The organism is Butyrivibrio sp. MB2005, assembly GCF_000424285.1.
Taxonomy (GTDB): Bacteria; Bacillota; Clostridia; order Lachnospirales; family Lachnospiraceae; genus Butyrivibrio.
In genome coordinates, this window is record NZ_AUJP01000004.1 from 150,729 (window position 1) to 164,631 (window position 13,903).

The window sequence follows — 13,903 nt, forward strand, 5'->3', positions numbered from 1 at the left end:
AAGTATGAGTCAGCATACAAATTTACAGCAGGATGTACTTGTTACTAACATGGAAGAAGCTATTTCTGAGATTTCAAATCAGAAATATGGAAAGGGTCTTAAAGATTTAACAGATAAGGAGACCTATTATGTTCTTCTTGAGTATACAAGCCGTCTTATGAAGGTTGCACCTATCGAAGCAGGTGAGAAGAAGATTTATTATATTTCAATGGAGTTTCTTATTGGTAAGCTTCTTTCCAATAACCTTATTAACCTTAGAGTATATGACAAGGTGAATGAGATTCTTGAAAAGAACGGTAAGAATCTTGCACAGATCGAAGAGTGCGAGCCGGAACCTTCACTTGGTAACGGTGGTCTTGGAAGACTTGCAGCATGCTTCCTTGATTCTATTGCAACACTTGGACTTGCAGGAGAGGGTATCGGACTTAATTATCACTTCGGACTTTTCCGCCAGGTATTTAAGGATAACCTTCAGACAGCTGAGAAGGATTCATGGATCGAGGATGAGTCCTGGCTTGAGAAGACAGACACAACCTTTGATGTTTGCTTTGGTAAAAAGAAGGTTACCTCAAGACTTTACAATATGAACGTTGTGGGTTACGACACAGGTGTAAATAAGCTCAGACTTTTCGATGTTGAGTCAGTTGACGAGAGCCTTGTTGAGAAGGGCATCACTTTTGATAAGAAGGAAATCGAGAAGAACCTTACTCTTTTCCTTTATCCCGATGACTCTGATGAGGCAGGTAACCTCCTTAGAATCTATCAGGAGTATTTCCTTGTTTGCAACGCAGCACAGCTCATTTTGAGGGAGCAGAAGGAACGTCAGTATGACCTTCACGAGCTTTATAAGCACGCAGTTATTCAGATCAATGATACACATCCTACAATGATCATCCCTGAGCTTATCAGAATCCTTGTTGAAGAGAAGGCATTCTCAATGGATGATGCTATCGATGTAGTATCTAAGACCTGTGCTTACACAAACCACACAATCCTTGCAGAAGCGCTTGAGACATGGCCTCTTAAGTATCTTGAGAAGGTTGTTCCTCAGCTTGTTCCTTATATCAAGGAGCTCGATAAGAGAATCCGTGCAAAGGTTAAGAATCCGGATGTACAGATCATCGACAAGGATAAGAAAGTACACATGGCATTTATTGATATCCACTATGGCTTCTCAGTAAATGGTGTTGCTGCTATCCATACAGAGATTCTTAAGAACTCTGAGCTTAATGATTTTTACAAGCTTTATCCTGAAAAGTTCAATAACAAGACAAACGGCGTAACCTTCCGTAGATGGCTTCTTTCCTGTAACCATCCTCTTGCAGATTTCATTTCTGAAAAAATCGGTGATGGCTTTAAGAAGGATGCCAATAAGCTTGAAGATCTCCTGAAGTTCATGGATAATCAGGAAGTACTTGATAAGATCGCTGATATCAAGTTCCAGAAAAAGGAAGAGCTTGCAGCTTATCTTAAGAAAAAAGAGAATGTAGAAGTTGACCCTAACTCCATTTTCGATATTCAGGTTAAGAGACTTCATGAGTATAAGCGTCAGCAGATGAACGCTCTTTACATCATTCATAAGTACCTTGAGATCAAGGGTGGTAAAAAGCCTGTTCGTCCTATCACATTTATTTTCGGAGCAAAGGCTGCACCTGCTTATGTAATCGCTAAGGACATCATCCACCTGCTTCTTTGCCTGCAGGAGATCGTAAATAATGATCCTGATGTATCTCCTTACATGAAGGTCATCATGGTTGAGAACTATAATGTTAGCTATGCTGAGAAGCTTATTCCTGCTTGTGATGTATCAGAGCAGATTTCCTTGGCATCTAAGGAAGCTTCAGGAACAAGTAACATGAAGTTTATGCTTAACGGTGCTGTTACTCTTGGTACAGATGACGGTGCTAATGTGGAAATCCATGATCTTGTCGGCGATGAGAACATTTACATCTTCGGTATCAGTGCAGATGAAGTTATCGAACACTATAAGAAGGCTGACTATGTATCAAAGGATTACTACAAGAAGAGCAAGGTTGTTAAGGAAGCAGTAGACTTCATTACTTCCAAGCAGTGTCTTGCAGTTGGCCATAAGGAGAACTTAAAGCGTCTTCAGGACGAGCTTCTTAATAAGGACTGGTTCATGACACTTATCGATCTGGAGGATTATATCAGAGAGAAGGATCTTATTTTTGCTGATTATGAAAACCGTGAGAAGTGGAAGAAGATGATGCTCAAGAATATTGCTAAGGCAGGATTCTTCTCATCAGACAGAACAATTGAAGAGTACAACAGAGATATCTGGAAGCTCAGATAATTATTTGATCTATATGCCCGCAAATCATTTTGAATAATGGTTTGCGGGCTATTTGTTTATAGTAAATTCATAAGAGAAATGCGGCCATGTGCATTATAATATAAGTAAGAAACAGTATTGTTAACGGTAGATGATTTTATAATTTGCCGTAGGAATGGAGGTTTCTTATGAGCGTGGGAGATGTTTTTAACTATCTGCAGGGAACAAGTGATATTGCGGTAGCTCTTAGGCTTATTCTTGCTACTGTTCTCGGAAGCCTTGTCGGGTGGGAAAGAATAGCTACTCATCACAGTGCGGGAATAAAGACTTTTTCACTGGTGAGCCTTGGTTCTGCTGTTGCAACGGCTTTAAATATCTATCTTGCGATGATGCCCGGGCTATCTTCTGATGCGGCCAGAATTTCTGCAGGAGTAGTAAATGGAATTGGTTTCCTCGGCGCAGGCACGATTCTGGTAACAGGAAGGAAACAGATAAAGGGACTTTCTACCGCTGCGACGCTCTGGGTAACAGCCTGCATGGGCATGGCAATAGGTGCCGGATACCTGGCAGTTGGAATCACAGCATTTATACTTATTGTCTTTACAAATATAGTCCTTCTTCATCTAAGTAACAGTGTTGAATCCCATAGTCAGTACCTGAGCATTTATATAGAAGTAAGTAAGGAACGCGGTGTCACTGAGCTTCACAGGTTTATTTCCGAAAAGGGATTTGTGGTAATGAGTATGAATAAGAGTAAGGATAAGACCATACTTCCGTCGGATACAGGGCTTATCATCAATTTAAAACTGGATAGCTCGGCATCTCATCATGAGATTTTAAAGCTTTTTAATAAGCTTGATTATGTCACTTATGTTGAAGAGGTCTGATCAAATTATGATATAATTAAAATACGTTTAAAATCACAATTTTCTTAAGGAGGAAGAAGTTCATGGCACGAAAAGTAGTTTTAGCTGGAGCATGCAGAACAGCAATTGGTGTTATGGGAGGTGCTCTTAAGGACATCCCGGCTCCGGATCTTGGTACAATTGTTATTAAAGAAGCATTAAGACGTTCAGGTGTTAAGCCTGAGCAGGTAGACGAAGTATACATGGGCTGCGTAATACAGGCAGGCACAGGACAGAATGTTGCTCGTCAGGCTGCGGTAAATGCAGGTATTCCGGTTGAAGTTCCGGCTACAACCATTAACGTTCTTTGCGGATCAGGTCTTCATTGTGTCAATCTTGCAGCTAAGCTCATTTCTATGGGTGATGCTGATATTATCGTTGCAGGCGGCACAGAGAATATGTCCAGAGCTCCTTATGCACTTCAGAATGCGAGATTTGGATATCGCATGAACAACGGCGAGCTTATCGATACAATGATCAAAGACGCTCTTACTGATGCTTTTGGCGGTTTCCACATGGGAATCACTGCTGAAAATATCTGTGATCAGTGGGGACTTACAAGAGAAGAACTTGATGAGTTTGCTGCAAATTCACAGCAGAAATGTGAAAAAGCTCAGGCTGAAGGCAAGTTTGATGAAGAGATTGTCCCTGTTGAGATAAAAGTAAAGAAGGAAACCGTTCTTTTTGCTAAGGATGAAGGCCCAAGAGCAGGTGTTACCAAGGAGAGTATCTCCAAGCTTCGCCCTGCTTTCAAGCCTGATGGAATGGTTACTGCTGCTAACTCTTCAGGTATCAATGATGGTGCTGCAGCTATAGTTGTAATGAGTGAGGAGAAAGCCAAGGAGCTTGGTGTTAAGCCTATGGCTACATGGATTGCAGGTGAGCTTGCAGGTGTTGAACCTCGCATAATGGGTATCGGACCTGTAGCAGCTACTAAGAAGACCATGGCTAAAGCGGGATATCAGATTTCTGACTTTGATCTGATCGAGGCAAATGAAGCATTTGCTGCACAGTCAGTTGCTGTAGGTAAGGAGTTGGGCTTTGATCTTAGTAAGCTCAACGTAAATGGTGGAGCAATCGCTCTTGGTCACCCTGTTGGATGTTCCGGATGTCGTATCCTTGTAACTCTTCTGTATGAGATGCAAAGACGCGATGCTAAGAAGGGACTTGCTACACTTTGTGTAGGCGGCGGAATGGGTGCTGCTGCAATTGTTGAGCGTGATTAAAGAGGTTTTATGAAGGTTAATCTTGGACGAGGTTTTGGACCCCTTGATTTTGACGAGAATGGAAGATTTTTCTCTCTTTTTCCTGAGAATCTTCCATATATGAATGATGACTTTGAAGGCGATGATTCTGATTACATGGTCTATGTAGATGCTGAGCTTGTTGAGACTGTTTGTAATGCAGGTCTTGATTTTAATCAGTTTCTTGCAGAGGATGTAGAAGGTCGCCGCGAAATGCTGGAAGAAGCCGGAGTGGATCCGAATCAGTTCGATCTGGATTTTGATCATGATGTCAGAGAACGCCTTGAAGAAGAGGGACTTCTTGGGGATTATGATGAGGACTTCGAAGATGAGTATGATGACGAATTCGAAGACGAAGAAGACCCTGATGAAGACTTCGACGACGAGGATGATGAGTTCGATTACGAAGAAGATGACGAAGACTTTGAAGAAGATGATGACTTTGAAGGGGACGATGATGATCCGGATGATGATGACAGAAACGGTAGTTCCGGAGATACTTTTTTCGGTAATCTGAGATAGCTTCAACCAAAATATTAAAATTTTTTTTGTGCGCTACAAGCAGTAATCATGCTGCTTGTAGCGTTTCTTTTATGATTTTCATCAAAAAAATGTAAAAAAGAGCTTGCACAATATGTTAGCCTATGCTAATATAACCATGTTAGCAGTAGCTAACCGAGATGAAGGTTATGCTGTTAATAAATGACATATATAGTCATAAGAAATCTCCTACCTGAAAAACCCGCGTCTTGCCAACGCGGGTTTTCTTTTCACAATATTGATTTCGCAAGCGGAAGCTTATTCTTGCTTTACTTTAGTTTTTACTTTGAATTTCGTGGGCGTGCATAATACCTCGAACTGACTGTTCGAGCTCGGGCAAAAGTTCGTCCAGAGGAAGAGGCTGCTTGTGAATGATGGAGCTGTATCCTGCAGAGCTTACCATTTCAACTATCATGAACATCATGAGCTCCGGATTATGATACTTAACCTCGGATTCCTCAAACATCACTGTCATTATATGAAGGATATCTGTTTCGGCATCCTCGCTGTCAGTGGTCATAGCTTCCTTAAACAGTGCCCAGCTAAGATCCTTATATATAAGAGTGAGAAGCATATGATTTTCAGCAAGCTCAATAAGGATATGCTTCATCATAAAAATGATCTTATCCTCGGCAGTATGAAGGTCTTCTTTTAACAGATCATCATAGGCAGCACTAAAAAGCTGGTTTGACTTTTTGGCAATAAGTCTGTTCCTTATATCATACTTGTCCTTGAAGTACAGATAGAAGGTGCCCTTTGCCACACCGGCTTTTTTTACAATATCAGATATTGAAGTCTGATTGATTCCCTGTGAAGTAAACAACTCAAAGGAGGTGTTTAACAAAGAATCTCTTTTTAATTTCTTATTCGCATCCCATTTTCCCATAGCTTTATCCTATCACAACTGCATTCATTTACATATATCATACATGCAAGCATTCGTCCTGTTTTATAAATTATTTCACTTTTCTCATTTGTAAATATTGACTACCGGTCATTTTTAGAGTATAACATAAAGTGTAAAAAATGACTACCGGTCATAATTATTTTTTAATGAGGTGATTGTTATGAAGTATTTGTCTAAGGCAATAGTAAAATCAAGGTTCATAATACTGATTGCCAGCATAGCACTCATGATTCCCTGCTTTGCAGGTATGGCAGCTACAAGAGTTAATTACGACATACTCTCATATCTGCCGGGAGAGATTGAGACTATGAAGGGTCAGGACATCCTGATGGATCAGTTCGGAACCGGAGCCTATTCCCTTTTTGTGGTTGAGGGAATGGCTGATAAAGACATCGCAGCCTTGAAGGCGGAAGTTGAAAAGGTTGAGCATGTAAAGAAGGTCATCTGGTATGACACCTTCATGGATTACACAGTACCTAAGGAAATGCTTCCCGATGAGATACAGGAAGCTCTTGGAAAAGGCGATACGCAGCTGATGTTCATCATATTTGATGATACGACTTCAAGTGACGGTACCATGGAAGCCATCACTAATATAAGGAAGATAGCCAATGAGAAATGTTTCCTTTCCGGAATGGCAGCAATAGTCCTTGATACCAAGAACCTTACAGAGAAAGAAACTCCTATATATGTAGGTATGGCAGTACTCCTTGCCACAATAGTTCTTTCACTGACAATGGATTCATATTTAATACCGTTTTTCTTTCTCACAAGTATCGGTATTGCTATAATGTTTAATATGGGAACGAATATCTTCCTTGGGCAGATATCCTTCCTTACAAAGTCCTTAAGTGCGGTTCTTCAGCTGGGTGTTACACTGGATTATTCGATTTTCCTCTGGCACAGCTACCAGGAAGAGCTTGAAAAGGGAGAAGAAAATAAGAAGGAAGCCATGGCGAATGCCATCACAGCAACCTTCCAGTCAGTACTTGGATCTTCCATTACGACAATAGCCGGTTTCGTAGCTCTTTGCTTTATGAGCTTCACAATCGGTCTGGATCTTGGAATTGTTATGGCAAAGGGTGTTATCTTCGGCGTTATAAGCTGTGTAACAGTCCTTCCTTCAATGATCCTCGTATTTGACAGGATTATTGAAAAGACCAAGCATAAGCCGGTTGTTCAGGAGTTTGTTAAGACTCCCAGATGGATTTCCAAGCATGCACTTATATTCGGACTTATCTTCCTGTGCCTGCTTCCTCCCGCAATATGGGGATACAAGCACACAGCAGTTTATTATGACCTTTCAGAGACATTGCCTGAGAATCTTTCAAGCAGACAGGCGATGATAGAGCTTGAGAAAAACTTTGAGACAAATACGACTTATATGATTCTCGCAGATGCCGATATAGATACTGCAACCATGCAGGGCATGATCGGAGAATTAAGGAAAGTAAAGGGCGTTGACGGAGTTCTTGGTGTTGAAGCACTAATAGGACCTACTTTTCCTAAAGAAATGATCCCTGCGAAGCTTCGAGAGGAGCTTACAAGCGATGACTACCAGATGCTGATGGTTACAAGTAAATATAAGACAGCATCAGATGAAGTCAATGCACAGATAGAATCAATAAATGAAATAGTAAAAAGATATGACAGCGGCGCGATGGTAGTTGGTGAAGCTCCTTGTACAAAGGATCTTATCAATATCACAGCAAAGGATTTCCAGACTGTCAGCATAGTATCCATAGGATGTGTATTCCTTATAATCGCTCTTGTTATGAAGTCAATATCACTTCCGTTTATACTTGTAGCGGTAATCGAGTTTGCGATTTTCATCAATATGGGTATTCCCGGATTTACAGGTACAGTAATACCGTTCATTTCATCGGTTGTAATCGGTACCATCCAGCTGGGAGCTACAGTCGACTATGCTATCCTGATGACCACACGTTATTGCAAAGAGAGAAAGGATGGTCAGAGTAAGAAACAGGCTACACGAATTGCTCTTTCCACCAGCATGAAGTCAGTTATTGTCAGCGCACTTAGCTTCTTCGCTGCGACATTCGGCGTAGGACTTGTATCAAGCGTTGATATGATCGGATCCCTTTGCTTCCTGATGGCAAGAGGTGCCCTTATCTCAATGGCAGTTGTTATACTTGTTCTTCCTTCAATGTATATGATCTTTGATGGACTTATCATTCGTTCAACATGGGGAATGCGCGAATGTATCAGGATGGATAAAGACAGGAAGAATCAGGATAAGAAACAGGACAACGATCAGAAACATAAGCTTGTCCATTTTAAAGCTGTTTAAGCTAATAAAGTAACGTTCGGGTTTATAGAGATAATCATAGAAAAGAGGTTATGTTATGTATAAGAAGAATTTACTCAAAGCCACATCAGTATTCACAGCATTTGCTCTTGCGTGCTCTACAATGGCAATGTCTGGATGCGGCCTTAATAAAAAAGAAGATACAGTTGCAGTAGAGAGTCAGGCAGAGACAGGAGAAGATACAGTAGAAAACGCAGAGGCAGATGAGCTTGTAGATACAATGACCAAGACAGCCTACACAGGTTCATCCGAAAATGCCGAGAGTGGAAAAGAAGAGACTGTATATGTAATGACAGATGCCAGTGGTAACGTTGATGATGTTGTTGTAAGCAACTGGCTTAAGAACAAGGATGGCAGTAAGACACTTACAGATAAGACCAATCTTAAAGATATTGTAAATGTAAAGGGTGAAGAGACCTACACTGAGAATTCCGATGGCACAGTTACATGGGACGCAGAGGGTTCAGATATTTACTATCAGGGAACACCTACAGAGGAAGTTCCCATCGGTGTAAAAGTTACCTATACACTTAACGGAAAAGAGATGACTGCCGATGAGATCGCAGGTCAGAGCGGAAGTGTGAAGATCCGTTTTGATTATACAAACACTCTCAAAAAGGAAGTAAATATCGATGGTCAGGAAGAAAACATTGATGTTCCTTTTACAATGATTTCCGGAACAATGCTTGACAGCGATAAGTTCGCCAACGTAAAGGTTTCGAACGGTAAGGTTATATCAGATGCCAACAATTACGTAGTGGTTGGTGTTGCTATGCCTGGTCTCAAGGAATCACTCAAGATCGATGATGAAAAGCTTAAAGAAAACGACATCGATGAAGAGGATGTTAGTATTCCCGATTATGTGGAAATTACAGCTGATGTAAATGATTTTGAACTTCCCATGACAATTTCTATGGCAAGTGCAAACGTAGTATCAGACCTTGGCCTTGATAAGATTTATAACTCAGATAAAGTAGATACTCTTAATGATGATATGGATAAGCTCTCTGATGCTTCTACAGAGCTTCGCGACGGAACAGGCGAGCTTGCAGACGGCACAGGCAAATTCCAGGATGGTACAACAGAGCTTGCAAACGGTACATCAGATCTTAAGGATGGAACAAAGAAGCTTAAGGATGGAACTACAGAGCTTAAGGATGGAACAACACAGCTTCGTGATGGTGCAGGAACACTTGCATCAGGTGCAGGTACACTGGCTGACGGAACGAACACCTTAAGTGCAGGTGTAAAGGCATACACAGATGGCGTAGGCACAGTAGCAAGCGGTGCATCAGACCTTAAAGATGGTGTTGCTACTCTTGCTAAGGGTTCAAAGGACCTTACAGGTGGAATCACTTCAGCAAAGGATGGAGCAGGACAGCTTTCAACAGGTGCCAATCAGCTTAGTAAGGGAATTGGTACATTAGCTGAAACGGTTAATACAAATCTTACAGCTGTTACTTTGGCAGAGAGTACTTTCTATTCCGCTTACAAAGCTGTAATAGATGAAGTTGCACATCAAGATACATCAGCATCCTCTCCTACAGTGGCTACTACCAATTCAAACGGTACAGATGTAAGTGCTCTTATATCAAGTATTACAGATCAACTGGCTGACGTATATGCAATAGAAGCAGATATTGAAGCTGCAAGAGCGCAGGCAGCTGAGAATCGCGCTGAGCAGGCAGAGAACAGAGCAGAAGAAGCAGAGACTCGTGCAAATGATGCTGAAAAGGCTCTGAATGAGATAAATGATGAAGATACACCTTCTTCAGATGCAGCAGACGATTCCGATAGTGCATCAGATGAGAACAGTCAGGACAGTTCTCAGAATGATAACCAGGATGCAAAGAACGCCACTGATGAGCAGAACACACAGCCTGACACTGCTTCAGATGAAAACAACGCATCAGACAATGGCGCCCAGAGTGCTGAGAGCACAGAGGATAATAGTTCTAGTACAGAAGCTGCTGATAACAGCTCATCAGATGATAATGGAAGTAATGAAGAGGCTTCTCAGAATACCGAAGAGGTAAGTGATTCTTCTGCCGAGAGCACAGAGGAATCAGTAGAGAGCCCTGAGGCAGTAAGTCTTGATGCATCTTCAGAGGAAACAGTAGACGGAACTGTAGAGTATGCAAATGATGCCGGCTGGGCAGCAGTAGAAAGCCTCACAAAGATTCCTAAAGCAAAATGGGATGCTATGTATCAGGCAGTAATTACGGCCAAGGCTGCAAGCGGAAGCGATGAGCAGGTTACACAGCTTGGTAATCTTCTTGAAGCTGCCGGCACCCTTATAACTCAGGGAAAAGCAGCTAAGGAGGCAGCATATATAGCTGGTGAGGAAGCAAAGCAGGCATTAGCCGCAGAACAATATGATACATTTCAGGCAAAGAAGGAATTAGCAGAGCAGAAAGCCACTGAGGCTAAGACATGCTATACACAGGCCCTGACTTTACTTTCACAGAATGTTGTTACTCCTGCACAGAATGCAACACAGTATGCTATGACAATTTACATGGCGTACAGCTCACTTTCAACATCAAAGACCATGCTTGATCAGCTCTACAACGGAGTAGGAGCAGGCGGACTTAAGGATATCAAGACCGGCGCTGAGACACTTGCTAAGGGAACAGATGATTTATATATCGGTCTTAAGAAGCTTGATAAGGGCGGTACAAAGTTCAATAAGGGCATCAAGTCTCTCAAGGATGGAAGCAAGAAGCTTTCATCAGGTGCAGCACTTCTTAGCAGCAAGGGAGATGAGCTTAAGAACGGCGCATACCAGCTCTCTGAAGGAGCAGGCAAGCTTGCAAGCGGTGCTACAGAGCTTTCAGATGGAACAATCAAACTTGATAACGGCGTAGGAGAGCTAAATGATGGTGTTATTGAGCTTGATGACGGCGCAGGTAAGCTTAATGATGGTGCCAACGAATTAAAGGATGGCGCTGTAGATCTTAATGATGGTGCTAAGAAGCTTGCAGACGGAATGGTAGAGTTTGATGAGGATGGAATCCAGAAGCTTACAAGCACAGTTGATGAGGATCTTCTTTCAGTAAAGGACAGACTCAGAGCAGTTGATGAAGCTTCACAGAGTTATACATCATTCTCCGGTGCAAATGAAGATGAACCCAGCTCAGTACAGTTCATTATTCGTACAGCCGGAATCAGCACTGATGAGGACTAAGGGAGATAAAGTATTTTAAATATAATTATTATACATGTAGATTTGGCCACCGCAGATTTAGCGGTGGCCATTTTGTCATTATTTCTGCGCGAAAATCTATTTTAATCTTTGGTGTTTTTGGTCTATAATTACTATATTGCGGTTTAAGCAGAAGATAATGTAAGGCAAATAGGTATCAGGTCAAAATCGTGACAATAAATAACATAATATTTGAGGAGGTTTAAGCTATGTTGTATGGAGCGTTAGAAGCAGGCGGAACCAAGATGGTTTGTGCTATTGGGGATGAAAACGGTAAGATTCTTGAGAGGACAAAAATTCCTACTACTACTCCTGAGGAAACTATGCCCCCGATTTTTGATTTTTTCAAAGATAAGGGTATAGCAGCTATAGGTATTGCATGTTTTGGACCTATAGATTTAAACAAGGATTCCAAGACATACGGAAGTATCACTTCTACCCCCAAAAAGGGTTGGTCCGGTTATAATATCGTAGAAGAGACAAAGAAGGCGCTGGGAATTCCTGTAGGTTTTGACACAGACGTTAACGGATCCATGCTTGGCGAGGCGACATGGGGATGTGCCAGGGGAGTAAGCGATGCCATCTATCTCACTATTGGAACAGGTGTAGGCGGCGGAGTTATCTCAAATGGTAAACTTCTTCACGGAATGCTGCACCCGGAGGTTGGTCATATCAGACTTCCACGAGTAGAGGGAGATCCGGGTAAGAGTGTATGCCCCTTCCATGACAACTGCCTTGAAGGTCTTGCGGCAGGTCCGTCAATCAAGGCACGCTGGGGTGTCAGCGCTGATCAGCTGGCAGACAGAGCAGAAGTATGGGAGATCGAGAGTGAATACATTGCTACTGCTCTTATGAGCTATGCTCTTATCTTAAGCCCCCAGAAGATAATTCTTGGTGGCGGTGTTATGCATCAGGAACAGCTTTTCCCTCTTATCAGGAAAAAGTTCAAGGAACTTGTAAATGGTTATATTGTGACTAAAGAGATGGATGATCTTGATAATTACATTGTTCCTGCAAGTCTTAATGATGATCAGGGTATTATGGGAGCTGTAAAGCTCGCAATTGATGCCTGCAAGTGAGATTTACTTTAGCAGGTTTAAGATTTTGTATTAAGAGAGAATTATGGATTTATTTGAGTACGCAAGAGAAAACAGCATGAAAAAGGAGTCTCCCCTTGCTGCAAGAATGCGTCCGAAGACTTTGGATGAAGTGGTAGGACAGCAGCATATAATCGGCAAGGATAAGCTCCTTTATCGTGCAATAAAGGCAGATAAGATAAGCTCTATCATTTTGTATGGCCCGCCGGGAACCGGTAAAACCACACTGGCCAAGGTAATAGCCAATACAACCAAGGCAGAGTTTATGCAGCTTAATGCCACCGTATCCGGTAAAAAGGATATGGAGGAGGTGGTTGCCAAAGCCAAGCAGAATCTTGGAGGATTTGGCAGAAAGACTATTCTTTTTATAGATGAGATACATCGCTTCAATAAGGGACAGCAGGACTATCTGCTTCCATTTGTGGAGGATGGGACGGTCATCCTGATAGGAGCTACCACTGAGAATCCTTATTTTGAGGTGAACGGGGCTCTTATTTCAAGGTCAGTTATTTTCGAACTGCAGCCCCTTTCTGAAGATGATATCAGGATACTGATGGAGAGAGCCGTTACCGACAGCATAAACGGTATGGGCTCTTATAATGCTGTTCTTGAACCTGATGCTGCAGATTTTCTTGCGGACATAGCGGGAGGAGATGCAAGGCATGCGCTTAATGCCATAGAGCTTGGTATTCTTACCACCGAGAGAAGTGAGGACGGTAAGATACATATTACAAGAGAGGTGGCGCAGGAGTGTATTCAGAAGAGAGTTGCCAGATACGATAAGGATGGCGACAATCACTATGATACGATTTCTGCATTTATTAAAAGCATGAGAGGATCAGACCCTGATGCTGCGGTTTATTATCTGGCGAGAATGCTCAATGCAGGAGAGGATCCTAAATTTATTGCAAGGCGTATGGTCATCTGTGCATCCGAGGATGTAGGTAATGCAGATCCGCAGGCGTTGCAGGTAGCAGTAGCAGCATTCCTTGCGACAGAGAGGATTGGTATGCCTGAGTGTCAGATCAATTTGTCCCAGGCAGCAAGTTACATAGCAACAGCACCTAAGAGTAACGCAGCGGTGGAGGCGATTTTTCAGGCTATGGATACAGTTAAAAACACAGGAAATCTTCCGATTCCCACACATCTTCAGGATGCTCATTATAAGTCAGCAGCTAAGCTGGGCCACGGAATCGGTTACAAATATGCTCATGATTATCCCAATAATTATGTGAAGCAGCAGTACCTTCCTTATGAGCTGAATGGTAAGGAGTTTTACAGTCCTTCCGGTAACGGCTATGAGGTTAAGATCAAGGAGCACATGAAGTTCCTTAAGGAAAATGCTAAAGAATCAGAAGAATAAATAAGTTAGAAAGGCAAGAG

General features: G+C 42.1%; 9 protein-coding genes. 8 read left to right on the forward strand and 1 reads right to left on the reverse strand.

Annotation, left to right across the window (positions count from 1 at the left end; genetic code table 11):
• Positions 1 to 4 precede the first annotated feature (4 nt).
• The 4 genes from G610_RS0101995 (at position 5) to G610_RS23285 (ending at position 4,964) form a co-directional block, all read left to right on the forward strand.
• Positions 5 to 2,314, forward strand: coding sequence for a glycogen/starch/alpha-glucan phosphorylase (locus G610_RS0101995; protein ID WP_196809793.1), 2,310 nt, complete (start codon positions 5 to 7; stop codon positions 2,312 to 2,314).
• 167 nt (positions 2,315 to 2,481) lie between these two features.
• Positions 2,482 to 3,180: an MgtC/SapB family protein gene (locus tag G610_RS19355; RefSeq protein ID WP_051197474.1), complete on the forward strand. Its 699-nt coding sequence runs from the start codon at positions 2,482 to 2,484 to the stop codon at positions 3,178 to 3,180.
• Positions 3,181 to 3,242: 62 nt separating this feature from the next.
• A complete protein-coding gene (locus tag G610_RS0102005; protein WP_026523447.1) occupies positions 3,243 to 4,424 on the forward strand; it encodes an acetyl-CoA C-acetyltransferase in 1,182 nt (393 codons plus the stop codon).
• Positions 4,425 to 4,433: 9 nt separating this feature from the next.
• Positions 4,434 to 4,964: a hypothetical protein gene (locus G610_RS23285; protein ID WP_051197476.1), complete on the forward strand. Its 531-nt coding sequence runs from the start codon at positions 4,434 to 4,436 to the stop codon at positions 4,962 to 4,964.
• 292 nt (positions 4,965 to 5,256) lie between these two features.
• Here the strand turns inward: G610_RS23285 and G610_RS0102015 are convergent, their stop codons facing one another.
• Positions 5,257 to 5,868: a TetR/AcrR family transcriptional regulator gene (locus G610_RS0102015; RefSeq protein ID WP_026523448.1), complete on the reverse strand. Its 612-nt coding sequence runs from the start codon at positions 5,866 to 5,868 to the stop codon at positions 5,257 to 5,259.
• Positions 5,869 to 6,049: 181 nt separating this feature from the next.
• On the opposite strand from G610_RS0102015, the gene G610_RS19365 reads away from it, so the two are divergent.
• From G610_RS19365 to G610_RS0102035, 4 genes are all read left to right on the forward strand, one after another.
• Positions 6,050 to 8,200, forward strand: coding sequence for an efflux RND transporter permease subunit (locus G610_RS19365; protein WP_051197479.1), 2,151 nt, complete (start codon positions 6,050 to 6,052; stop codon positions 8,198 to 8,200).
• A 55-nt stretch (positions 8,201 to 8,255) separates the two neighbouring features.
• Entirely contained in the window at positions 8,256 to 11,405 is a 3,150-nt protein-coding gene (locus G610_RS0102025; RefSeq protein ID WP_026523449.1) for a hypothetical protein, read from the forward strand.
• 227 nt (positions 11,406 to 11,632) lie between these two features.
• A complete protein-coding gene (locus G610_RS0102030) occupies positions 11,633 to 12,502 on the forward strand; it encodes an ROK family protein (protein ID WP_026523450.1) in 870 nt (289 codons plus the stop codon).
• A gap of 43 nt (positions 12,503 to 12,545) precedes the next feature.
• Positions 12,546 to 13,883: a replication-associated recombination protein A gene (locus G610_RS0102035; protein WP_026523451.1), complete on the forward strand. Its 1,338-nt coding sequence runs from the start codon at positions 12,546 to 12,548 to the stop codon at positions 13,881 to 13,883.
• Positions 13,884 to 13,903 lie beyond the last annotated feature (20 nt).

Coding starts and splice junctions, on each gene's coding strand:
- G610_RS0102005 (WP_026523447.1), top strand. CDS start 3,243: ATGGCACGAAAAGTAGTTTTAGCTGGAGCATGCAGAACAGCAATTGGT.
- G610_RS0102030 (WP_026523450.1), top strand. CDS start 11,633: ATGTTGTATGGAGCGTTAGAAGCAGGCGGAACCAAGATGGTTTGTGCT.
- G610_RS0102025 (WP_026523449.1), top strand. CDS start 8,256: ATGTATAAGAAGAATTTACTCAAAGCCACATCAGTATTCACAGCATTT.
- G610_RS0102015 (WP_026523448.1), bottom strand. CDS start 5,868: ATGGGAAAATGGGATGCGAATAAGAAATTAAAAAGAGATTCTTTGTTA.
- G610_RS0101995 (WP_196809793.1), top strand. CDS start 5: ATGAGTCAGCATACAAATTTACAGCAGGATGTACTTGTTACTAACATG.
- G610_RS19355 (WP_051197474.1), top strand. CDS start 2,482: ATGAGCGTGGGAGATGTTTTTAACTATCTGCAGGGAACAAGTGATATT.
- G610_RS23285 (WP_051197476.1), top strand. CDS start 4,434: ATGAAGGTTAATCTTGGACGAGGTTTTGGACCCCTTGATTTTGACGAG.
- G610_RS0102035 (WP_026523451.1), top strand. CDS start 12,546: ATGGATTTATTTGAGTACGCAAGAGAAAACAGCATGAAAAAGGAGTCT.
- G610_RS19365 (WP_051197479.1), top strand. CDS start 6,050: ATGAAGTATTTGTCTAAGGCAATAGTAAAATCAAGGTTCATAATACTG.